This is a genomic window from Sphingomonas phyllosphaerae 5.2 (assembly GCF_000419605.1).
Lineage (GTDB): Bacteria > Pseudomonadota > Alphaproteobacteria > Sphingomonadales > Sphingomonadaceae > Sphingomonas > Sphingomonas phyllosphaerae_B.
In genome coordinates, this window is the sequence record NZ_ATTI01000001.1 from 2,044,733 (window position 1) to 2,066,810 (window position 22,078).

The 22,078-nt window shown below is 68.3% G+C and carries 24 protein-coding genes; 20 read left to right on the forward strand and 4 right to left on the reverse strand.

Features of this window, described 5'->3' with window-relative positions:
- The first annotated feature begins 104 nt into the window (after positions 1 to 104).
- The 5 genes from SPHPHY_RS0109535 (at position 105) to SPHPHY_RS0109560 (ending at position 5,143) form a co-directional block, all read left to right on the forward strand.
- The gene (locus SPHPHY_RS0109535; RefSeq protein WP_022686454.1) at positions 105 to 851 is read left to right on the forward strand and encodes a YaaA family protein; all 747 of its coding nucleotides are present in this window, start codon (positions 105 to 107) and stop codon (positions 849 to 851) included.
- Positions 851 to 1,507 (forward strand): SDR family NAD(P)-dependent oxidoreductase, encoded by a 657-nt coding sequence (locus tag SPHPHY_RS0109540; RefSeq protein WP_022686455.1) that lies wholly within the window; start codon positions 851 to 853, stop codon positions 1,505 to 1,507. Before SPHPHY_RS0109535 ends, SPHPHY_RS0109540 begins: the two co-directional genes overlap by 1 nt.
- 118 nt (positions 1,508 to 1,625) lie before the next feature.
- Positions 1,626 to 1,919, forward strand: coding sequence for a hypothetical protein (locus SPHPHY_RS0109550; protein ID WP_022686457.1), 294 nt, complete (start codon positions 1,626 to 1,628; stop codon positions 1,917 to 1,919).
- Positions 1,920 to 2,024: 105 nt separating this feature from the next.
- Positions 2,025 to 4,793: a DNA gyrase subunit A gene (gene gyrA / locus SPHPHY_RS0109555; protein ID WP_022686458.1), complete on the forward strand. Its 2,769-nt coding sequence runs from the start codon at positions 2,025 to 2,027 to the stop codon at positions 4,791 to 4,793.
- Positions 4,790 to 5,143 (forward strand): DUF952 domain-containing protein, encoded by a 354-nt coding sequence (locus tag SPHPHY_RS0109560; RefSeq protein ID WP_022686459.1) that lies wholly within the window; start codon positions 4,790 to 4,792, stop codon positions 5,141 to 5,143. The genes gyrA and SPHPHY_RS0109560 overlap by 4 nt, the downstream gene beginning before the upstream one ends.
- Before the next feature lie 98 nt (positions 5,144 to 5,241).
- On the opposite strand, the gene SPHPHY_RS0109565 is transcribed toward SPHPHY_RS0109560, so the two are convergent.
- The gene (locus SPHPHY_RS0109565; RefSeq protein ID WP_022686460.1) at positions 5,242 to 5,673 is read right to left on the reverse strand and encodes a DUF488 family protein; all 432 of its coding nucleotides are present in this window, start codon (positions 5,671 to 5,673) and stop codon (positions 5,242 to 5,244) included.
- Between the two features lie 59 nt (positions 5,674 to 5,732).
- On the opposite strand from SPHPHY_RS0109565, the gene trmFO reads away from it, so the two are divergent.
- Positions 5,733 to 7,043 (forward strand): methylenetetrahydrofolate--tRNA-(uracil(54)-C(5))-methyltransferase (FADH(2)-oxidizing) TrmFO, encoded by a 1,311-nt coding sequence (gene trmFO / locus SPHPHY_RS0109570; RefSeq protein ID WP_022686461.1) that lies wholly within the window; start codon positions 5,733 to 5,735, stop codon positions 7,041 to 7,043.
- Positions 7,044 to 7,273: 230 nt separating this feature from the next.
- Here trmFO and SPHPHY_RS0109575 read toward each other — a convergent pair whose 3' ends face one another.
- Positions 7,274 to 7,744, reverse strand: a complete 471-nt coding sequence (locus SPHPHY_RS0109575) for an Lrp/AsnC family transcriptional regulator (protein WP_022686462.1) — start codon at positions 7,742 to 7,744, stop codon at positions 7,274 to 7,276.
- Between the two features lie 95 nt (positions 7,745 to 7,839).
- On the opposite strand from SPHPHY_RS0109575, the gene phhA reads away from it, so the two are divergent.
- From phhA to SPHPHY_RS0109635, 12 genes are all read left to right on the forward strand, one after another.
- Positions 7,840 to 8,700 carry a phenylalanine 4-monooxygenase gene (gene phhA / locus SPHPHY_RS0109580; protein ID WP_022686463.1) on the forward strand — a complete coding sequence of 287 codons (861 nt, stop codon included), beginning with the start codon at positions 7,840 to 7,842 and terminating at the stop codon, positions 8,698 to 8,700.
- Positions 8,701 to 8,723: 23 nt separating this feature from the next.
- Positions 8,724 to 9,782 (forward strand): 4-hydroxyphenylpyruvate dioxygenase, encoded by a 1,059-nt coding sequence (gene hppD / locus SPHPHY_RS0109585; protein ID WP_022686464.1) that lies wholly within the window; start codon positions 8,724 to 8,726, stop codon positions 9,780 to 9,782.
- A gap of 118 nt (positions 9,783 to 9,900) precedes the next feature.
- Positions 9,901 to 11,190 carry a homogentisate 1,2-dioxygenase gene (gene hmgA, locus SPHPHY_RS0109590; RefSeq protein WP_022686465.1) on the forward strand — a complete coding sequence of 430 codons (1,290 nt, stop codon included), beginning with the start codon at positions 9,901 to 9,903 and terminating at the stop codon, positions 11,188 to 11,190.
- A 48-nt stretch (positions 11,191 to 11,238) separates the two neighbouring features.
- A complete protein-coding gene (locus SPHPHY_RS0109595; RefSeq protein WP_022686466.1) occupies positions 11,239 to 11,589 on the forward strand; it encodes a lipopolysaccharide assembly protein LapA domain-containing protein in 351 nt (116 codons plus the stop codon).
- Complete coding sequence (gene pyrF / locus SPHPHY_RS0109600; RefSeq protein WP_022686467.1) at positions 11,589 to 12,263, forward strand: orotidine-5'-phosphate decarboxylase; 675 nt, start codon at positions 11,589 to 11,591, stop codon at positions 12,261 to 12,263. Before SPHPHY_RS0109595 ends, pyrF begins: the two co-directional genes overlap by 1 nt.
- 15 nt (positions 12,264 to 12,278) lie before the next feature.
- On the forward strand, positions 12,279 to 12,776 hold the full coding sequence (locus SPHPHY_RS0109605; RefSeq protein ID WP_022686468.1) for a hypothetical protein: 498 nt from the start codon (positions 12,279 to 12,281) through the stop codon (positions 12,774 to 12,776).
- 168 nt (positions 12,777 to 12,944) lie between these two features.
- Positions 12,945 to 13,583 (forward strand): phosphoribosylanthranilate isomerase, encoded by a 639-nt coding sequence (locus tag SPHPHY_RS0109610; protein ID WP_022686469.1) that lies wholly within the window; start codon positions 12,945 to 12,947, stop codon positions 13,581 to 13,583.
- The gene (trpB, locus tag SPHPHY_RS0109615) at positions 13,580 to 14,809 is read left to right on the forward strand and encodes a tryptophan synthase subunit beta (RefSeq protein ID WP_022686470.1); all 1,230 of its coding nucleotides are present in this window, start codon (positions 13,580 to 13,582) and stop codon (positions 14,807 to 14,809) included. The genes SPHPHY_RS0109610 and trpB overlap by 4 nt, the downstream gene beginning before the upstream one ends.
- A complete protein-coding gene (gene trpA / locus SPHPHY_RS0109620) occupies positions 14,806 to 15,606 on the forward strand; it encodes a tryptophan synthase subunit alpha (RefSeq protein ID WP_022686471.1) in 801 nt (266 codons plus the stop codon). Before trpB ends, trpA begins: the two co-directional genes overlap by 4 nt.
- Positions 15,603 to 16,469, forward strand: a complete 867-nt coding sequence (accD, locus tag SPHPHY_RS0109625; RefSeq protein ID WP_022686472.1) for an acetyl-CoA carboxylase, carboxyltransferase subunit beta — start codon at positions 15,603 to 15,605, stop codon at positions 16,467 to 16,469. The genes trpA and accD overlap by 4 nt, the downstream gene beginning before the upstream one ends.
- A 37-nt stretch (positions 16,470 to 16,506) precedes the next feature.
- A complete protein-coding gene (locus SPHPHY_RS0109630; protein WP_022686473.1) occupies positions 16,507 to 17,832 on the forward strand; it encodes a bifunctional folylpolyglutamate synthase/dihydrofolate synthase in 1,326 nt (441 codons plus the stop codon).
- A gap of 69 nt (positions 17,833 to 17,901) precedes the next feature.
- Positions 17,902 to 18,348, forward strand: a complete 447-nt coding sequence (locus SPHPHY_RS0109635; RefSeq protein ID WP_022686474.1) for a DUF6628 family protein — start codon at positions 17,902 to 17,904, stop codon at positions 18,346 to 18,348.
- Here the strand turns inward: SPHPHY_RS0109635 and SPHPHY_RS0109640 are convergent.
- Complete coding sequence (locus tag SPHPHY_RS0109640) at positions 18,345 to 19,679, reverse strand: AmpG family muropeptide MFS transporter (RefSeq protein WP_022686475.1); 1,335 nt, start codon at positions 19,677 to 19,679, stop codon at positions 18,345 to 18,347. The two genes, SPHPHY_RS0109635 and SPHPHY_RS0109640, sit on opposite strands and share 4 nt — an antisense overlap.
- Positions 19,680 to 19,747: 68 nt before the next feature.
- The gene (locus SPHPHY_RS0109645; protein ID WP_022686476.1) at positions 19,748 to 20,197 is read right to left on the reverse strand and encodes a response regulator; all 450 of its coding nucleotides are present in this window, start codon (positions 20,195 to 20,197) and stop codon (positions 19,748 to 19,750) included.
- A 137-nt stretch (positions 20,198 to 20,334) separates the two neighbouring features.
- Here SPHPHY_RS0109645 and SPHPHY_RS0109650 point away from each other — a divergent pair, with 137 nt between their 5' ends.
- Positions 20,335 to 21,474, forward strand: a complete 1,140-nt coding sequence (locus SPHPHY_RS0109650) for a pseudouridine synthase (RefSeq protein WP_022686477.1) — start codon at positions 20,335 to 20,337, stop codon at positions 21,472 to 21,474.
- Positions 21,471 to 22,010 (forward strand): 16S rRNA (guanine(966)-N(2))-methyltransferase RsmD, encoded by a 540-nt coding sequence (rsmD, locus tag SPHPHY_RS0109655; RefSeq protein ID WP_022686478.1) that lies wholly within the window; start codon positions 21,471 to 21,473, stop codon positions 22,008 to 22,010. Before SPHPHY_RS0109650 ends, rsmD begins: the two co-directional genes overlap by 4 nt.
- Positions 22,011 to 22,078: the final 68 nt, after the last annotated feature.

Sequence of the window (22,078 nt, forward strand, 5' to 3'; positions counted from 1 at the left end):
TCTAGTGCCGGCCGCGCGCGTGTTCAAGGAATGTACCGTAGCAATGCATTTCCGTCGCTGAACCGCGATTGAACGCACGCCGCGCGGGCGGTACGGACGCGCGGATGATCGCCGTTCTCTCGCCCGCCAAGACGCTGGATCTCGAAACCCCTGCCCCCTTCCCGGCTACGCCCGCTCGGTTCGGGGCGGAGGCGGCGACGCTGGCGAAGGCCGCGTCGCACCTGACGCAGAAGCGGCTTGCCGAGCTGATGAAGATCTCCCCCGCGCTCGCCAAGCTCAACGCCGATCGCTTCCGCGACTTCGCCGACGCCGAAGAACGCCCGGCGCTCTATACCTTCGCGGGCGACGTCTACAGCGGGATCGAGGCCACGACGCTCGACGAACCTGCGGTCCGGTTCGCGCAGGATCATCTGCGCCTGCTCTCCGGCTTGTACGGGCTGCTCCGTCCGCTCGACGGCATGCGCCCATATCGTCTGGAAATGGGCACGCGCTGGGCGCCGCGGCGCGACAAGCTGACCGACTGGTGGGGCACGCGCATCGCCGACGCACTCGCCACGGATGTCGCCGCGGAAGGATCCGGCGTCGTCCTCAATCTCGCCAGCCAGGAATATTGGGAGGCGGTCGCGGGCAAGCTCCCGCCGGCCATTCGCGTCGTCGCGGTCGACTTCCGCGAAGCCGACGATCGCTTCATCAGCTTCCACGCCAAGAAGGCGCGCGGGATGATGGCGCGCTATCTGGTCGAGCATCATGTCGCCGATCTCGACGGCATGAAGGCGTTCGACACCGCCGGCTACCGCTACGACCCCGCTGCCAGCGACGACCTGCGCTGGTCGTTCCGGCGCGCCGCGTGATGCGCGCGGTCGTCATAGGCACCGGCGGCGGGATCGGCGCGGCGCTCGCCGACGCGCTGGAGGAGGAGGAGAACGATGTCGTTCGCCTCGCCCGTGCCGACCTGGATCTCACCGACGAGCCCGGGATCGCCGCCGCGGCCGCGAAGGTCGCGAAAGCCGACATGGTGGTCGTCGCGACCGGCCTGCTCCACGATACCGATCATGGTCCCGAAAAGGCGTTGCGCGATCTCGACCCAGTGTGGCTGGCGCGGCAATATGCGGTCAACGCGATCGGCCCGGCGCTGGTCGCCAAGCATTTCCTGCCGATCATGCCCCGCACCGGCCGCTCGGTCTTCGCCGCGCTGTCGGCACGCGTCGGCAGCATCTCCGACAATCGCCTCGGTGGCTGGTACGGCTACCGCGCCAGCAAGGCCGCGCTCAATCAGTTGATCCGCACGCTCGCGGTCGAGGACAAGCGCCGCAACGACCGCGGCATCGTCGTCGCGCTGCATCCCGGCACCGTCGACACCCGCCTGTCGAAGCCGTTCCAGCAAAGCGGGCGGGACCTGTTCCAGCCGGGTCGCGCCGCGGTCCAGCTGCTCGATGTGCTCGACGCGCTCAAACCCGGCGACAGCGGCAAGCTGTTTGCATGGGATGGTACGGAGATCGCACCGTAATCAGCCACGCGTTCATGACCGATCGGTCATGCACCGGCCATCGCCACGATGCGCGCGATGGCGGATGATCGCTCCCACGACGTCCGGATCGCGGACGCCGCTCACCAGGAGCAATGCGATGAACAGGAACCTTCCCTTCGCGATCCTCGCCGCCGGCGCCCTCTTGTCCGGTGGCGCGGCGCTGGCGGCGACCACACCACAGGCCGCCGCGCCGGCTTCGACGCATGTGGCACGCCATGTGGTGACGAAGAAGACCGGCGCCGCCACGACGGTGGCATCGCGCACCACCGCCACCAGGACGCGCCCGACGGCGACCGGTCACATGGTCACGACGAAGACCACCACCGGCAAGACCGTCACCTACGATTGTGCGAAGCGGGGCAATGCGACGAAGGCCGCCTGCAAGTCGTAAACGCGCTGCGACCACCTCCGTTCGCGATCCGGTGCGCGGGGGTGGTCAGCGCCATCGCGCTTCGCTAGTGCAGATCGGTTACCTGACACACTTGAAAGCGAAGCGTTGAGCGACGAAACCGCCGTGGCGGACCCTTCCCATATCGCCCCCATCTCCATCGTCGAGGAGATGAAGACCAGCTATCTCGACTATGCGATGAGCGTCATCGTCGCGCGGGCGCTGCCCGACGTTCGCGACGGATTGAAGCCGGTGCATCGCCGCATCCTCTATTCGGCGAACGAAAGCGGCTTCCTGTACAACCGCCCGTATCGCAAGTCGGCGCGCATCGTCGGCGACGTGATCGGTAAATACCACCCGCACGGCGACAGCTCGATCTACGAAGCCTTGGTTCGCATGACGCAGGACTGGTCGATGCGGCTGCCGCTGATCGACGGCCAGGGCAATTTCGGCTCGATGGATCCCGATCCCGCCGCCGCGATGCGCTATACCGAGGCACGGCTGGCGAAGTCCGCCAACTATCTGATGGACGACCTGGACAAGGACACGGTCGATTTCCAGCCGAACTACGACGGGTCGGAGCGCGAGCCGCAGGTGTTGCCGGCGCGCTTCCCGAACCTGCTGGTCAACGGCGCGGGCGGCATTGCGGTCGGCATGGCGACCAACATCCCGCCGCACAACCTCGGCGAGGTCGTCGACGCGTGCCTCGCCTACCTCGATAATGGCGCGATCACGATCGAGGAGCTGATGGAGATCGTCCCCGGTCCGGATTTCCCGACCGGCGCGATCATCCTCGGCCGCGCCGGCGCGCGCTCCGCCTACCAGACCGGGCGAGGGTCGGTGATCGTCCGCTCGCGCCACAAGGTCGAGACCGGGCGCGGCGACCGCACCTCGATCGTGCTCACCGAGATCCCGTTCCAGCAGGGCAAGAACGCGCTGGTCGAGAAGATCGCGGAGGCCGCGAAGGACAAGCGGATCGAGGGCGTCAGCGACATTCGCGACGAATCGAACCGCGAGGGCGTGCGGATCGTCATCGACCTGAAGCGCGACGCCACGCCGGAGGTGGTGCTGAACCAGCTGTGGCGGCACACGCCCGCCCAGGGGTCGTTCCCGGCCAATATGCTCGCGATCCGCGGCGGGCGGCCGGAATTGCTGAACCTGCGCGACATCATCGCGGCATTCATCACCTTCCGCGAGCAGGTCATCACCCGCCGCGCGAAGTTCGAGCTGAACAAGGCGCGCGAGCGGGCGCATATCTTGCTCGGCCTCGTCATCGCGGTGTCCAACCTGGACGAGATGGTGAAGATCATCCGCGGCTCGTCCAGCCCGGCGGAGGCGCGCGGCAAGCTGCTGGCGCGCGAATGGCCGATTGCGGAGATCGCGCCGTATCTGCGACTGGTCGAGGCGCTGGAGGCCGACGTCGTCGGCGACGGCTATCGCCTGTCCGAGACGCAGGTCCGCGCGATCCTCGACCTGCGCCTGCACCGCCTCACCGCGCTGGGCCGCGACGAGATCGGCGACGAGTTGAAGACCCTCGCCGAATCGATCGCCGACTTGCTCGCGATCCTCGCCGACCGCGTCAAATTGTATCAGGTGATGCGCGACGAGCTGCGCGAGGTGCGCGATCTGTTCGCCACCCCGCGCCGCACCGAAATCGCCGCCGCCGCCGACGGCATCGACGACGAGGACCTGATCGAGCGCGAGGACATGGTGGTGACCGTCACCATGGCCGGCTATATCAAGCGTACCCCGCTCGACGCCTTCCGCGCGCAGGCACGCGGCGGCAAGGGCCGCGCCGGCATGGCGACCAAGGACGAGGACATCGTCACCAAGCTGTTCGTCACCTCGACGCACACGCCGGTACTGTTCTTCTCCACGCTCGGCCGCGTCTATCGCATGAAGGTCTGGCGCCTGCCCGAGGGTGGCCCGGCAACGCGCGGCCGCCCGATGATCAACCTGCTCCCGCTGGAACAGGGGGAGACGATCTCCACCGTCCTGCCGCTGCCGGAGGACGAGGCGGACTGGGGCAAGCTGCACGTCATGTTCGCCACCGCCAAGGGTTCGGTGCGCCGCAACTCGATGGATTCGTTCACCAACGTGCCGTCGAACGGCAAGATCGCGATGAAGTTCGAGGGCGAGGACACCGACGACCGGCTGATCGGCGTCGCCTTGCTCGACGAAGGCGACGACGTGCTGCTCGCCACCCGCGCCGGCAAGGCGATCCGCTTCGCCGCGGACGAGGTGCGCGAATTCCAGAGTCGCAACTCGACGGGCGTGCGCGGCATCGCGCTGAAGGGCGAGGATCACGTCATATCGCTGTCGGTGCTGCACCGCGTCGAGGCGGACGGCGAGTTGCGGGAATTGTATCTGCGCAACGCTCCCTGGAAGGAGCGCGAAGGCGAATTGACGATGAACCAGCTCGATTTCGAGCGACTGCGCGCCAGCGAGCAGTTCATCCTCACCGTCTGCGCCAACGGCTATGGCAAGATCAGCTCCGCGTACGAATATCGCCGCACCGGCCGCGGTGGGCAGGGCATCACCAACATCGACAATATCGCGCGCAACGGCCCGGTCGTCGCGAGCTTCCCGTCCACCAAGGCCGAGCAACTGATGCTCGTCACCGATCAGGCCAAGATGATCCGCATGCCGCTGGCCAGCCTGCGCGTCATCGGGCGTGGTTCGGCGGGCGTGAGGTTGTTCAACGTTGCGAAGGACGAACACGTCGTCTCCGCCGCGCGCATCGACGAGGAGCCCGAGCCCGAGGATGCGGCCGAGGCACTGGTCGCCGCGGAGTTGTCCGGCGAACAGGCGGTTGCACCCGACGACGGCGCGACGATCGGTGACGACGACGCCGCCGGCCCGGAGGATGGCGAATGACCGACACGCCACTGACCGCCTACAAGGTGCTGACCGCCGATCAGATGGCGCTGCTCGAACATGACGGGCGGTTCGGCGGCGCACCGGTCGATATCGCCGATGGCTACATCCATCTGTCGACCGCCGCGCAGCTGACCGAGACCGTCGACAAGCATTTCGCCGGGCAAGGCGACCTCCACGTCGCCGCGGTCGATCTCGCCGCGCACGCCGACAAGATCAAATGGGAGGAGTCACGCGGCGGTCAGCTCTTCCCGCACCTCTACGGCGAGATGCTGCTGGAGACCGTGGTGGCGTACGGCCCGTTGGAGCGGCTGCCCGACGGAACCGTGCGACTCCCGATCACCGGCTGACCCGATCGGCCGCTAACCGCCGATAGTGCGACCGCCATCAAAATCCGCGCTGCCGTGTGTCCTCATGCGATTACCAACACCGGCAGCCGGATGCGCCATCACGCATACAGATCCACTACCTCACGATCTTCGCCCACCGCGTGCAGCAACAACGTCCGGTGGCAATGGCACGGCTCGCGCTCGTAGCAGACCAGCGCACTCGGCATCTCGTCGGCCAGCGCCAGCATCTGCACCGCCTGCGCCTGCGCCTCGGGCAATTCCAGTTGCGCGTCATAGACCGCGGTCAGCGTACCGACGTCGCCCTTCTTCGCCGCATCGCGCCCGCGCTTCGGCGTGCCCAGCGCCTTGAGGTGGACGTATTCGATCCCCGCCTCCTGCAACGACGCCTTCAGCGGTGACTTCGAAAACCCCGGCCGCCGCGACAGCGGCAGGGCGCGCACGTCGATCACGCGCCGCACGCCCGCGCCCTGCAACGTGGCGATGAATTCCGCCATCGTCACGCCTTCATATCCGATAGTATAGATCGTCATCGCGCCGAGGTGGCCACACGCACCTGACAAGACAAGCCGTAGCCGCTATCCGCGGGCGCATGACGCATGACATCCATATCGTTGGCGGCGGGCTCGCCGGGTCCGAGGCCGCGTGGCAACTCGCCGAGGCCGGGTTCAGGGTTCGCCTGTCCGAGATGCGCGGCTCGGGCGAGACCACCCCCGCACACCATACCACCGATCTCGCGGAGCTGGTCTGCTCGAACAGCTTCCGCAGCGACGATGCGGACAGCAACGCGGTCGGGCTGCTGCATCAGGAGATGCGCGCGCTCGGCTCGCTGATCCTGCGGGAGGGCGACCGCCACCGCGTTCCCGCCGGCTCGGCGCTCGCGGTCGACCGCGACGGCTTCTCCGCCGCCGTCACCGCGGCGGTGGCGGCACATGCCAACATCACCGTCGTGCGCGAGCGCATCGACACGCTGCCCGAAACGCCCGCGATCGTCGCGACGGGGCCGCTCACCGCCGCGACGCTGTCGAACAGCATCGCTACGGAGACCGGCCGCGATTCGCTCGCCTTCTTCGATGCGATCGCCCCGATCGTCCACCGCGACTCGATCGACATGGAGACGGCGTGGTTCCAGTCACGCTGGAACAAGGGCGAGGGCTCGGACTACATCAACTGTCCGCTCGACAAGGAGCAATATCTCGCGTTCATCGACGCGGTGCTCGCGGGCGAGAAGACCGAATTCCGCGAGTGGGAGAACGTCCCGTATTTCGAGGGGTGCATGCCGATCGAGGTGATGGCCGAGCGGGGGATCGACACGCCGCGCTTCGGGCCGATGAAGGGCGTCGGGCTCGATGATCCGCGCACCGGCCGCTGGCCTTATGCCTGCGTCCAGTTGCGTCAGGACAATGCGCTCGGCACGCTGTGGAATATCGTCGGCTTCCAGACCAAGCTGAAGCATGCCGAGCAGGTCCGCATCTTCCGCACCATCCCCGGGCTGGAGAAGGCGGAGTTCGCGCGGCTCGGCGGGCTGCACCGCAACACCTTCCTGCGCTCGCCGGAATTGCTCGACGAGACGCTGCGGCTGCGCTCCCGCCCCAACGTCCGCTTCGCCGGGCAGATCACCGGCTGCGAAGGCTATATCGAGAGCGCCGCGATCGGCCTGCTCGCCGGGCGCTTCGCGGTTGCCGAGCTACGCGGCGAAACGCTCGCCCCGCCGCCGATCGAAACCGCGTTCGGCGCGCTGCTGTCGCACATCACCGGCGGCGCGGCGGCGGACAGCTACCAGCCGATGAACGTCAACTTCGGGCTCTTCCCGCCGATCCCCGGCCGGACCAAGAAGGCGGATCGCAAGAAGATGTACACCGACCGCGCCCGTGACGCGCTCGCAGGATGGATGGCGGCATAGCCCGCCGCTGCTAGGCGGGATCGACGATCGGCGCCTCACGGGCGCCGGGCGGTTCGCCGATGAAGATCATCGGTCTGTTCTGGCGAACCGCGCTCCCGCGCTCGAGCAGATTTGCTGCCTCTACCCGTCGTTGCGAGCACCGGCTGAGGGTCGATCGGCCCTGACGGAGCGAAGCGCTCCGGCGCATTCTGATCCGGTGCCGCATCGGCTCGCCACGCGCGCCATGGCGATCACACCGGGATCGCGGTCGTATATTTCGTCATCGACAGCGCGAAATGCGACGACGCCCCCGCGACTGACGGATGGCCGAGCATCACCTGCATGAGGAAGTGATTGTAGTCGCCCACATCGGTGACGACGATCCGCAGCAGGTAATCCCACTCGCCCGACATCGAGAAACTCTCTATGATCTCCGGCCGCCCGTCGACGAAGCGTTCGAAATCCTGTCGTGCCTCGATCGCGTGGCTACGCATCCGCACATTGCACAGCACGTTAACGCCCCGCCCGACCGCGGCCGGGTCGACCAGCCGCACCGTCCGCGTCAGCACCCCCGCCGCCTCCAGCGCCTTGACCCGCCGCCAGCACGACGCCGACGATGCGCCGACCGTCTGCGCCAGATCGGCGTTGCTGAGCGTCCCGTCGTCCTGGAGGGCGGAAACGATCCGGCGATCGATGGCGTCGAGCGAGGCAGGCTGTTTCATCGTTCCCTGCTTTAACGAACTGCCCCGTTCACCGACAGCCCGAAACAGCGCTATTCTGATAAGCATTGATCGCGCCGTTGCGACATCATGCCCGAATGGCAGATGCAGCGTTGACCCGGCCCGCTACGGCCGCCGCCGATTGGACGATCCCGCAAGGCTGGGACGCATATACCGCTGAGGAACACGCCACCTGGGACACGCTGTTCGCGCGGCAGATCGCGATGCTGCCGGGCCGCGTCGCGCCTGAGTTCATGGCCGGGCTCGACGTGTTGCGGCTCTCGAAGCCCGGCATCCCCGATTTCGACGAATTGTCCGAACGGCTGATGAAGGCGACCGGATGGCAGGTAGTGGCGGTGCCCGGCCTCGTCCCTGACGATGTGTTCTTCGATCACCTCGCCAACCGCCGCTTCGTCTCCGGCAATTTCATCCGCCGCCCCGACCAGCTCGACTATCTGCAGGAGCCCGACGTCTTCCACGACGTCTTCGGCCATGTCCCGCTGCTCGCCGACCCGGTCTTCGCCGACTATATGCAGGCCTATGGTCGTGGTGGGCAGCGCGCGGCGGCAATGGGCGCGATCGAGCGGCTGTCGCGGCTTTATTGGTACACCGTCGAATTCGGCCTCGTCCGCTCCGGCGACCGGCTGGCGCTCTACGGCGCGGGCATCGTATCGTCACATAGCGAGTCGATCTTCGCACTCGACGACCCGTCGCCGAACCGCATCGGCTTCGACCTGCGCCGGGTGATGCGCACGCGCTATCGCATCGACGATTTCCAGCAGAGCTACTTCGTCATCGATAGTTTCGAGGATCTGCTCGACCAGACGCTCAACAGCGACTTCGGGCCGCTCTACGCCGGGCTGGAAGGCCAGCCGGATCATGATCCGGAGACGATCCTGCCCGACGACCGCGTCTTTTCCCGCGGCACGCAGGCGCATGCCCGCACGGCGGCGCGCTGACCTTTTCACCTGAAAGGCTGACCATGACCGACCAGACCAATCCGCTGGGCCTCGCCGGCTTCGAGTTCTGCGAGTTCACCTCGCCCGATCCGGATACGCTCGCCGGCCAGTTCGAGCAGATGGGCTTCGTCGCCGCGCATCGCCATCCGACCAGGCAGGTGACCCGCTACGTCCAGGGCCGCATCAACCTGCTGCTCAACCGCGAGCCGACCGGGCAGGCCGCGGAGTTCCGCGCGCTGCACGGCCCCTCGGCCAGCGGCATGGCATTTCGCGTCGCCGACCCGCAGGCGGCATACGATCATGCGCTCGCCGAAGGCGCGACCGCGGTCGATGCAGCGGCCGGCACGCTCGGCGATGGCAGCTTCCCGATCGAGGGGATCGGCGGCAGCTACCTCTATCTCGTGAAGGCGGACGCAGACCTGTACGCCGATTGGGACGAGGTGCCCGGCTGGCGCGAGGCAGCCGCACGGAACAACGTCGGGCTCGATATGCTCGACCACCTCACCCACAACGTCCGACGCGGCGAGATGCGGACCTGGTCGAGCTTCTACGGCCGGCTGTTCGGGTTCGAGGAACAGAAGTTCTTCGACATCAAGGGCAAGGCGACCGGCCTGTTCAGCCAGGCGATGATCGCTCCCGATCTGGCGATCCGCATTCCGCTCAACGAGAGCAAGGACGAGACCTCGCAGATCGAGGAGTTCATCCGCGAATACAATGGTGAGGGCATCCAGCACCTGGCGCTGACGACCGACGACATCTTCGAATCGGTCGAGAAGCTGCGGTCGCGCGGCGTCCGCCTCCAGGACACGATCGAGACCTATTACGAGCTGGTCGACAAGCGCGTCCCCGGCCATGGCGAGGACCTCGACCGGCTGAAGCGCAACCGCATCCTGATCGACGGCAACGTCGGCGACGAGGGCATCCTGCTCCAGATCTTCACCGAGAACATGGTCGGCCCGATCTTCTTCGAGATCATCCAGCGCAAGGGCAATCAGGGCTTCGGGAACGGCAACTTCCAGGCCTTGTTCGAAAGCATCGAACTGGACCAGATCCGGCGCGGCGTGGTGAAGGTGGACGCATAAGCGTCCACCAAACGCGCGCAGGCACCTGCGCGCCCGCGCCCGGCCGGCACGATAAGCCGGGCCTGCGGGCACGGCTTTGCCGGGTCCGACGGCCCGGCGTGTTAAGACGGAGAGGGAAATGACCGAGAACCGTTACCACCCCGGCTTCGGCAACCATGTGTCGACCGAGGCGGTGCCGGGCGCGCTGCCGATCGGTCGCAACTCGCCGCAACGCGTCCCGTTCGGCCTCTACGCCGAACAGCTCTCGGGCAGCGCTTTCACGGCACCGCGTCACGAAAATCGTCGCACCTGGTTGTACCGGCTGCGCCCCACAGCGCAGCATCCCGCCTTTTCGCGCTACCACGGCGCCCCGCATCTGCACGCCGCGCCGTTCGAGGCGCCCCCCTCCCCCAACCGGATGCGCTGGGATCCACTGCCGTGGCCCGATGCCGCAACCGACTGGTTGGACGGGCTCGTCACCTACGGCGGCAACGGCAGCGTCGCCGAGCAGAGCGGCGTTGCGATCCACCTCTATGCCGCCACCGCCGACATGGACCGCGCCTTCTTCTCCGCCGACGGTGAGTTGCTGATCGTCCCGCAGGATGGCGCGCTTGCGATCGATACCGAACTCGGCCGCATCCATGTCGCCCCGCTGCAGATCGCGGTGATCCCACGCGGCGTCCGCTTCCGGATCGCGCTCCCCGACGCGCGCGCGCGCGGCTATGTCTGCGAGAATTACGGCGCCCCGTTCCGCCTTCCGGACCTCGGCCCGATCGGCGCTAACGGCTTGGCCAATCCACGGGATTTCGAGATTCCGGTGGCATGGTTCGAGGATCGCGACGATGCGTGCACCGTCGTGCAGAAGTTCCAGGGCACGCTCTGGCAGACCACCCTCGATCATTCGCCGTTCGATGTCGTCGCATGGCATGGCAACCTTGCTCCTTATCGCTATGATCTAACACGCTTTAATACGATCAATACCGTGTCCTTCGATCATCCCGATCCGTCGATTTTCACTGTGTTGACGTCGCCGAGCGACACGGCCGGCACGGCCAATTGCGACTTCGTGATTTTTCCGCCGCGCTGGATGGTCGCGGAAGGCACGTTCCGTCCGCCCTGGTTCCACCGCAACGTCATGAGCGAGTTCATGGGGCTGATCGCCGGCGCCTATGATGCCAAGGAAGGTGGCGGCTTCGTGCCCGGTGGTGCCAGCCTCCACAATCAGATGAATGGCCACGGCCCCGATCAGGCAAGCTATGAGAAAGCTGTCGCAAGTGACTTGAGACCCGCGAAGATCGACGGAACGATGGCCTTCATGTTCGAAACGCGCCACGTCGTCCGCCCCACCGGTTGGGCGACGAGCAGCCCGACGATGCAGCTCGATTATGACGATGTCTGGCGCGGCTTTCCGAAGGCGGTGCTGCCGTGATCGCCCACGCCACTGGAAAATGCCGCCGACCGTGCTAGCGTAGCGGACATGCAGTTCCTGAAGATCCTGTTCTGGTCCCTGCTGGCCTTCGTCGCCGCGGTGTTCACGTTCGGCAACTGGACCAACGTGTCGGTCCAGTTGTTCGGCGGCCTGGTGGCGGAGGTGAACCTGCCGCTGCTGCTGCTCACGACGTTCCTGCTCGGCTTCCTGCCGACGCTGATCTATCAGCATTGGATACGCTTTCGGCTCCGCCAGCGGCTGACCGCGGCCGAGCGCTCGCTGGAAAGCGCGCTGGCGACGGCGCGCGCCGCGGAGGCGCCGGCGATCCACGTGCCCGCGGCGATCCACGTTCCGCCTGCCGAGCCCCCCGCCCCGGCCGCGCCGATGGGTGCCGCCTGATGGCCAACCGCATCTTCGTCGCGCTCGACACCCCCGATCTCGATCGCGCCCGCGCCCTCGCGCAGCGGGTTCGGGTCCATGTCGGCGGCATCAAGCTCGGGCTCGAATTCTTCTGTGCGCATGGCCCCGCGGGCGTCCGCGCGATGGAGGAGATCGGCCTGCCGGTCTTTCTCGACCTCAAGCTCCACGACATCCCGAACACCGTCGCCAAGGCGGTGCAATCGCTTGCCGCCCTCGCGCCTGCGGTGCTGACCGTGCACGCCGCCGGCGGCCGCGCGATGCTCGAGGATGCCAAGGCCGCGGCGCATCCCTCGACGAAGGTGGTGGCCGTGACGATGCTCACCAGCCTCGACGAGGATGATCTCGCCGCGACGGGTGTTGCCGGCAGCGCGCACGACCACGTCCTGCGGCTGGCGGACCTCGCGCGCACCGCCGGGCTCGACGGCATCGTCTGCTCGGGTGCGGAGGTGAAGGCCGCGCATGCCGCGTGGCCGAAAGGCTATTTCGTCGTCCCCGGCGTCCGTCCCGCGGATGGCGAGATCGGCGACCAGAAGCGCGTCGTCACCCCGCGCATGGCACTGGATCACGGCGCCTCGATCCTGGTGATCGGCCGCCCGATCACCAAGGCCGAGGACCCCGACGCCGCCGCCCGCGCGATCGCCGCGACGCTGTAGTGCTGGCGGGCGGCGATGCGACGCATCCTCGCTGCACTTGCCGTTCTGACGATCGTTCCTTCATGCTCGGTGGCCGATCCCGACCTCCCGATCGCGCCGCACCTCGACCATGACGAAGGCGTCATGATGCAGGCCGAACTGTTCGGCCGGCTGGCGGTCCGCCATACCTGCCTGGTAGTCCTTTCACTCACTCCCGATGAAGAGCGACCCACCGTGGCCTTCACGCCGATCTGGAACCACGATGCCGAGGTTGGTCGTGACACACGCGGTATCTACGTGCGGAGCCGATCCAGCGGCGCGATCATCCGGCCGGGCGATCGCGTGAGTGGCGGCGGCGGATTCATCGCCAGCGATCCGCCCTATTCCAACGATCGTGATATGGACCCGAATCCCGGGGATCGCGACCGCGCGTGGGTCAACCGTCGCGTTACGCCCGACCTGCCGCCCGCGTGCGGCGGCGACTATGCGACCTTCCACTCCTTTGAGGTCTTGGGTCCGCGCGACCCACAATAAAGCCGATCGATGTTCGGGCTCCAAACTCGATGCAACACGCCCCGCCGCCGGCGTCCCGCTTCCGTCGTCGCGCGTAAGTAGCGCGCCTCCGTCATCGGCGTCGCGGCGAGGGGCGATGCCGATGATCGAGGCTTGCTACATTCCCCGTTCGGCGCGAAACACGCGTCCATGCCTTCAACTGCCAAGATCTGCGGCCTTTCCACCGCCGCGACGCTCGACGCCGCCATCGCGCGCGGCGCGAGCCATGTCGGCTTCGTCGTCTACCCGCGCTCACCTCGCCACGTCACGATGGAGCAGCTCGCCGGGCTCGCGGCGCGCGTACCGGACCACGTCCGCAAGGTCGGGGTGTTCGTCGATCCCGACGACGACCTGCTCGCCAGCGCGATCGCCGCCGGGCGCCTCGACGCGATCCAGCTCCACGAAACCGCGCCGTCGCGGATTGCGGACCTGCGCCGCCTGTCGCGGCGCGAGACGTGGACCGCCATCGCGATCAAGACCGCCGCCGATCTCGCCGCCGCGGCCGCGTACGTCGATGCCGCGGACCGGCTGCTCTACGACGCCAAGACCCCGCCCGGGGCGACCCTGCCCGGCGGCATGGGGGTTCGCTTCGACTGGGAGCTGCTGCGCGGCTTCCGCCATCCACTGCCCTGGGCCTTGTCGGGCGGGCTGAACGCCGCCAACGTCGCCGACGCGATCGCGATCACCGGTGCGCCGCTGGTCGACGTTTCCTCCGGCGTAGAGAGCGCGCCGGGCGTCAAGGACGTGGACAAGATCGCCGCCTTCCTGCAACGGGTCTCCGCATCATGAACGCACCCAATTCCTTCCGCGCCCAGCCCGACGAGCGCGGGCATTTCGGCCCCTATGGCGGCCGCTATGTGTCCGAAACGCTGATGCCGCTGATCCTCGAGCTGGATCGCGAATATCGCGCCGCCAAGGAGGATCCGGCGTTCGCCGCGCAGTTCGACGACCTGCTCGAACATTATGTCGGCCGTCCGTCGCCGCTCTATTACGCCGAGCGGCTGACCGACACGCTGCGCGACAGCGCCGCCGACGGAATGGGCGCACAGGTCTGGTTCAAGCGCGACGAGCTGAACCACACGGGCGCACACAAGATCAACAATTGCATCGGGCAGATCCTGCTCGCGATCCGGATGGGCAAGACGCGGATCATCGCCGAGACCGGCGCCGGCCAGCATGGAGTCGCCACCGCGACGGTCTGCGCGCGCTTCGGCCTGCCGTGCGTGATCTATATGGGCGCCAAGGACGTCGAGCGGCAGCAGCCGAACGTGTTCCGCATGAAGCTGCTCGGCGCCGAGGTCCGAGCGGTCGAAAGCGGCGCGCGCACGCTAAAGGACGCGATGAACGAGGCGCTGCGCGACTGGGTCGCCAACGTCCACGACACCTTCTACATCATCGGCACCGCCGCCGGTCCGCACCCCTATCCGGAGCTGGTCCGCGACTTCCAGAGCGTGATCGGCCGCGAGGCGCGTGCGCAATTGCTCGATCGCACCGGGCGGCTTCCCGATCTGCTGGTCGCCGCGATCGGCGGCGGATCGAACGCGATCGGGCTGTTCCACCCGTTCCTCGACGATGCGGACGTGCGGATGCTGGGCGTCGAGGCGGCGGGCGAAGGGCTGGAGGCGAAGCATGCCGCGAGCCTCGCCGGCGGGTTCCCGGGCGTGCTCCACGGCAACAAGACCTATTTGCTCCAGGACGACGACGGGCAGATCGCCGAGGCGCATTCGATCTCGGCCGGGCTCGACTATCCCGGCATCGGCCCCGAACATGCGTGGCTGAAGGATAGCGGGCGCGTCGAATATACCGCGGTCACCGATCGCGAGGCGCTCGACGCGTTCCAGCTGCTCTGCCGGACCGAGGGGATCATTCCCGCGCTGGAACCGTCGCACGCGATCGCCGCGGTCGCGCGTATCGCCAAGGACATGCCGCACGACGCGATCGTGCTGGCCAACCTGTGCGGTCGCGGTGACAAGGACATCTTCACCGTCGCCGACGCGCTGGGAGTGCGGATTTGACCCGCCTCGCCGACGCCTTCATCGCCGATCGGCCCGCGCTGATCTGCTTCGTCACCGCCGGCGATCCGTCCGTGGCGGCCACCCCGGCGATCCTCGACGCGCTGGTCGAGGGCGGCGCCGACGTGATCGAGCTCGGCATGCCGTTTACCGATCCGATGGCGGACGGCCCGGCGATCCAGGCCGCGAACATCCGCGCGCTCGCCGCCGGGGTGACGACGGCCGATATCCTCGCGATTGCCAAAGGCTTCCGTGAGCGCCATCCGCTCACCCCGCTGGTGCTGATGGGCTATGCCAATCCGATGCTGCGCCGCGGTTCGGAATGGTTCGCCACCGCGCTCGGCGATGCCGGTGTCGATGGCGTGATCTGCGTCGACATTCCCCCCGAGGAGGATGACGCGCTCGGACCCGCGCTCCGCAACATGGGCATCGACCTGATCCGCCTCGCCACGCCCACGACGCAGGGCACGCGGCTCGCACAGGTGCTGAACGGTGCCGGCGGTTTCGTCTATTACGTCTCGGTCGCGGGGATCACCGGGAAGCAGCAGGCGCAGCAGGCGTCGATCGAGGAAGCGGTCGCGCAGCTGAAGCGCGCCACCGAGCTGCCGGTCGCGGTCGGCTTCGGCGTGCGCACCCCGGAACAGGCGCGTGCGATCGGGCGCGTCGCTGACGGCGTCGTCGTTGGCTCGGCGATCGTCGAGATCGTCGCGGAATACGGGGTTGCTGCGGCGGCACCCGTCGCCACCTATATCAGGACGCTGTCGGCGGCGCTTGCCGACGCACGAAAGGTTTCGGCATGAGCTGGCTCAGCAACGTCCGCAACGCGCTGTCGGGGATCGTCCCGGGCGCGGCCAAGGCACAGACCGCAGATCACTTGTGGCACAAGTGCAAGGGCTGCGGGACGATGGTCTTCACCAAGGAGCTGGAGGAAAACCTCTACGTCTGCCCGACGTGCGATCACCACGAACGGATCGGCCCGGCCGAGCGCTTCGAGCACCTGCTCGATCCCGCCAGCCTCGACGTGCTGCCGACGCCGCGTTCCACCGAGGACCCGCTCAGGTTCCGCGATTCTAAGCGCTATGCCGATCGCCTGAAGACCGCGCGCGCCGCCACCGGCGAGCAGGACGCGTTCGTCAACGCGCGCGGCACGATCGACGGCCACCGCGTGGTGATCGGCGTGCAGGACTTCGCGTTCATGGGCGGATCGATGGGCCAGGCCGTGGGTGAGGCCTTCATCCAGGGCGTCGAGGCAGCGGTGAAGGACCGTGCGCCCTTCATCGTCTTCACCGCCTCGGGCGGCGCGCGGATGCAGGAAGGCATCCTCAGCCTGATGCAAATGCCGCGCAGCACCGTCGCGATCCAGATGCTCCATGACGCCGGCCTGCCCTATATCGTCGTGCTGACCGATCCGACCTCGGGCGGGGTGATGGCCGCCTATGCGATGCTTGGCGACGTGCATATCGCCGAACCCAAGGCGACGCTCGCCTTCACCGGACGGCGCGTGATCGAGAGCACGATTCGCGAAAAGCTGCCGGAGGACTTCCAGACCAGCGAATATTATCTGGAGCATGGGCTGATCGACATGGTCGTCCATCGCCGCGAACTGCGCGAGCGGCTGTCGACCGTGATCGGCTACCTGTGCGGCGAGCGCAAGGCCGCCTGACGCACCAGCCCGCCGCCGCACGCCCGGATCCGTTACGATGGCCGATCACGCCGTCTCCACCGACACGCGCGTCCAGGCGCAGCTTGACCGTTTGTGGCGGCTGTCGCCGGGCGCGGACGTGCTCGGGCTGGACCGGATCACGCGCCTGCTCGGGCGGCTCGGGGACCCGCATCACGCGCTGCCACCGGTCTTTCACGTCGCCGGCACCAACGGCAAGGGCTCGACCTGCGCATATCTGCGCAGCGCGCTGGAGGCTTCCGGCTACCGCGTCCACGCCTATGCCAGCCCGCATCTGGTCCGGTTCAACGAACGGATCCGGCTCGCCGGGCGGCTGATCGACGACGCCGCGCTTGCCACCTTGCTGGCCGAGGTGCTCGACCGGGCCGACGGGATCGGCGCCAGCTTCTTCGAGATCACCACCGCCGCCGCATTCCTCGCCTTCGCGCGGGTGCCCGCCGACGCCTGCGTGATCGAGGTCGGGCTCGGCGGCCGGCTCGATGCGACCAATGTCCTTCCCGCACCGGTCGCCTCCGGGATCGCCGCGCTCGGCATCGACCATCAGGCGTTCCTCGGCGACACGCTGGAACAGATCGCCGCCGAAAAGGCCGGCATCGCCAAGCCCGGCGTGCCGCTCGTGACGATGCGCTATCCCGCGCCGATCGCCGCACCGGTCGCACGCGCCGCCGCAGCGGCCGGCGCGGTCTGGCGTCCGCTCGGCAGCACCTGGGATTATAGCGCCGCCGACGTGGTCGATTACGCCGACGAGGCTGGCACGCTCACTCTACCGCTGCCGACACTCCCCGGCGCCCATCAGGCCGCCAACCTCGCGCTCGCGACGGCGATGCTGCGACATCAGCACGCGCTGGCCGTTCCCGTCGCCGCGCTGGACGAGGCCGCGCGGGCCACGCGCTGGCCTGCCCGCCTGCAGCGCCTCGCCCGCGGCCCGCTCACCGCGCCGCTCGGCGATGCCGCGATCTGGCTCGACGGCGGCCACAACGCTTCGGCCGGTGCGGCGATCGCCGCCGCGCTCCCCGGGTTAGTCGGGATCGACACGGGTCGGCGGCTCACCGTCGTGTTCGGGATGCTCGCCAACAAGGATGCCGCCGGCTTCCTCGCCCCGTTCGCTGCGATGATCGATACGCTGGTCGCGCTTCCCGTGCCCGGCCACGAGCATCATACACCCGCAGCACTCCGCGACGTCGCCGCCGCGCTCGGCATCCCGCACGCCACGCAAGCGGCATCGATCCACGACGCGATCGCGCAGCTCGCCGCTGCCGCTTCGCCGCCCGCGACCGTCCTGATCGCCGGTTCGCTCTACCTGGCCGGCGAAGTGTTGAAAGCCAACGACGAACTGCCGGACTGACAAGACGTTTGCGATTGACTTGCAATAGCGGACAGGCGACCTTGTGCGGGCAAGAGGAGTCGCCTGCCCATGACCCAGCCCGCCGCTGCCCAACCGATCGCTACCCTTTCCACCCACGCCTTGCCGCACCCGCTGCCGGAATGCCCGAACGCGCGGGTCGTGCTGTTCGCGATGCGCCGCATGGGGGCGAACGGCCTGTCCGATGCGCGCGCCGCCCACGGCTTCTTCACCGCCTTCGGTGAGGCGTTCCGCCGCCCGTTGATGCTGATGCGCGCGCTGATGGCGGACATGGCCACCAACGCCGCGGTGCCGATCGCGATCGCGCCGTGCTGTTGCGCGCGGATGACCCCGTCCGAGCACGCGCTGCTCGCGATCGTCGCGCGGGTCGAGACGCGCACCGACAGCGCGCGGCTACTGCTCAGCGACCTGCTCGGCCAGCGCCACGTCGACCACGTCCTCACCAGCGCCGCCGCGCTCGCCGCGGCGTTCGCCGACGAGGGGCGCCCGATCTTTTAGCCCGACATCCCGTCGCGCGCGTCGCCTGGCCCCTCCGTTCCGGCGCTACCGACCGAACGGTCGACCAGCCCGGATCGGCTCATCCACCAGAACAGCAGCACGCCCGGCATCGCCAGCACGACGGTCAGCCAGTAGAAGCCGACATAGCCGATGCGCTCGACGATCGCCCCGGCGATGGCGCCCGTGACGATCCGACCGACCACGCTCGCCGCCGCGGAGATCAGCGCATATTGCGCGGCGGTGAAGCGCAGGTCACACAAGGCCGAGAAATACGCGACCACGGTCACGCCGCCGATCCCGGAGGCGATGTTCTCGAACAGGATCGCGCCTGCCAGCCCTTCGTTGCTGTGCCCGGCCGCCGCCAGCAGCGCGAAGCTGGCGTTCGACACTGCCATCAATACCAGGCTGACGAGCACCGACCGCTTCAGCCCCCGGCGCGCATAGAGCGCGCCGCCCAGGAAGATGCCGACCAGAAACGCCCAGAAGCCGACGCCGACGTCGTACAATGCGATCTCGTCGTTGCTGAACCCGAGATCGTTGAGCAGCAACCGCAGCACGAGCTGCCCCAGGGTGTCGCCGATCTTGTGGATCAGGATGAACGCCAGCACCACGACCGCGCCGGGCCGCGCGAAGAATTGTACGAACGGCGCCCACACCGCTGCGGCGGCGGCCGCCATCCCGCGGCGCGGCGCGACCTCGCGGTGGCGCCGGGGCTCGCCGACCACCAGCCCGGTCAGCATCGCCGGCAATGCCAGCACCGCCGTCGACAGATAGGCGGCGGTCCAGCCGTAGCGCGCCGCGATGACCAGCGCGAGCGAGGCCGCGGCGGTCGATCCGATCCGCCAGCCATATTGGCTCATCCCCGAGCCCACGCCCAATTGCCGCGGTTCCAGGATTTCGATGCGATAGGCGTCGATCACGACGTCGAACGTCGATCCCGCGACGCCGACGAGGATCGCCGCGGTCACCGTCGCGCCGATGCTGGTGCGCGGATCGACCAGCGCCAGGTTCGCAACCGCCGCGATCACCAGCACGCCCGCCACCAGCAACCACGATACGCGCTGGCCCAGGGCGCCGATCACGGGCAATCGCACGCCGTCGACCACCCACGCCCACAGGAACTTGATGTTGTAGACGAGGAACGCGAGGCTGAACGCGGTGACCGTCTTCTTGTCGATCCCGCCCTGTGCCAGCCGCGTGGTCAGCGTCGCGGCGATCATTGCATAGGGGAAGCCCGACGACACACCCAGCGCGAACGCCGCCAGCGGTCCGCGCTCCAGATACGGGCGTACACCGTCCACCCAGGTTCGCCCATCCGCCCGTGCCGCCATTCGCCCTCCGCCGATCAAAGCTCCGCTTGTCCGCGGGAGCAAGCGACGGGCTTAGCGGGAAAACGCGGTCAGGTAAGCCCGCTCGTTGTCGGTCTGTCGCCGAACAGCCGCAGCCCGACGGGCAAGCGCGGCGGCGCCTTGCCTTCGCTGCGCAGCGCGATCGCATCGATCGCCGCCAGCAGATCGCGCGGATCGTAGGGTTTGGCGAGGCATCCGACCGCGACGGACTCGCCGTCGACCGGGCAGCTGCCGGTCACGAACAGCACCGCGATACGGTGTGCCGACGCCGCCCGCGCGACCTCGAGCCCGCTGCCATCGGCAAGATTGACATCGACCAGCACCAGATCGATCGCCGTACCGGCCTCGATCAGCCGCACGGCATCCGTAACGCGGTCCACCGTCGCCACCACCGTGAAGCCCTGGTCGGTCAGCAGATACTCGGTGTCGAACGCCACCAGGGGTTCGTCCTCCACCACCAGCAGCTTCTCGATCGACCGTCGTCGCCGTCCGAACAACATTCTCTCTACCGCCCTGGTGCCGCCTCGTTCTTCTAACCCCGCGCGCCGCGATTATGTCCAGCCTATTTCCACGCCCGGCACAAGCCTGAACAAACGCGATCCTTGTCGCGGCGTGGCACCGCGCCTAAGCGCTACCGATGGCCGACGAACGTTCGCAACACCGCATCGCCAAGCTGCTCGCCCGCGCCGGGATCGCCTCGCGTCGCGAGGTCGAGCGGATGATCGCCGAAGGGCGGATCGCCAAGGATGGCGTCGCGCTCGACACCCCCGCCACGGTGCTGCCGTCGCTCGACGGCGTCACCGTCGATGGCGAGCCGGTCGCCGCCGCGGAGCCGACGCGGCTCTTCCTCTTCCACAAGCCGACCGGGTTGCTCACCGCGGAGCGCGACCCCTCCGGCCGCGCGACGATCTACGATCGCCTGCCCAAGGATTTGCCGCGGCTCGTGCCGGTCGGCCGGCTCGACCTCAATACCGAGGGGCTGTTGCTGATGACCACCGACGGCGAGTTCAAGCGTCAGCTCGAACTTCCGGCGACCGGCGTGGAGCGTAGCTACCGTGCGCGCGCCTACGGCGTGGTCAGCCAGCAGCAGCTCGAGGAATTGATCCACGGCATCGAGATCGAGGGCGTTCGCTACGGCGCGATCGACGCCAACCTCGAACGTCGCACCGGCGCCAACGTCTGGATCGAGATGACCCTGAGCGAGGGCAAGAACCGTGAGGTGCGCCGCGTGCTCGAATTCCTCGGGCTGCGCGTCAGCCGGCTGATCCGCACCCGCTACGGCCCGTTCGTGCTCGGCGACCTCCCGGTCGGCGAGATCGGCGAAGTGCGCGGCGCCGATATCGCCGCTTTCCGGCAGACGCTGAAGGTCGCGGCGAAGCTGCGCCCGCCCGTACAGGACGTCGCCGTTCCCGGTGCCCGCCGCGGTGCCGGTCGCAACGCGCCGCCCGCGCGTCCGCCGCTCGGTCGCGGTGTCGGCGCACCCGTCACCCGCCGCGCGCCTCCGGGCAGCGGCGCAACGGCTACTCGGAATCCTTCGGCGCTTCGCAGTCCCTCGCCGGCGGGCTCCGGCGCCTCGTCGGCACCGCGCGGCACGACCGCCGCACCACGCGCTGCCTCCCCGACGCGTACCCCGGCCGCAAAGCCCGTCGCGCCGGTCGCCGAACAGCCCGCGCTCGCCACGCGGCCGGCGCAGATCAAGCGCAAGCCCGGCTGGGCCAAGCCCAAGCCAAAGGCCGGTACGAAGCCGCGCGCCGGCGGACCGCGGGGGCGCAAGTGAGGGTCATCGCCGGTCAGTGGCGCGGGCGTCCGCTCGCCGCGCCCAAGGGCGATGCCACCCGCCCGACCGCCGATCGCACGCGCGAGGCCTTGTTCTCGATGCTCGCCAGCCGCGTCGGCAGCTTCGAGGGTCTGGCGGTCGCCGATCTTTTCGCCGGCTCCGGCGCGCTTGGGCTGGAGGCGTTGTCACGCGGTGCCGCCACCTGCATGTTCGTCGAACAGGATAAGCCCGCGCTCGATGTGTTGCGCGCCAATATCGCGAAGCTGGAAGCCACCGGTGCGGATGTCCGCGCCGCCTCGGTGCTGGCGCTCGGCCCGGCGCGCGCGCCGCTCGACATCGTCATGATGGACCCGCCATATGGCACGGGTGCCGGTGCGGTCGCCGCCGACAAACTCGCGCGGCTCGGCTGGATCGGCGCGGCCACCTGGGTCTCGATCGAAACCGCCAAGGGCGAGGGCGAAGTCCCAGCCGGCTTCACCCTCGATGCCGACCGCACCCACGGCCGCGCGCGCCTGATGCTGCTCCGCCGCACCTGAGCGCCGCTGCACATCTCGCGTGGGTGCGGAGCCTGTCGAAGCACATGCGCGCCGTCCGCCTGACGAGA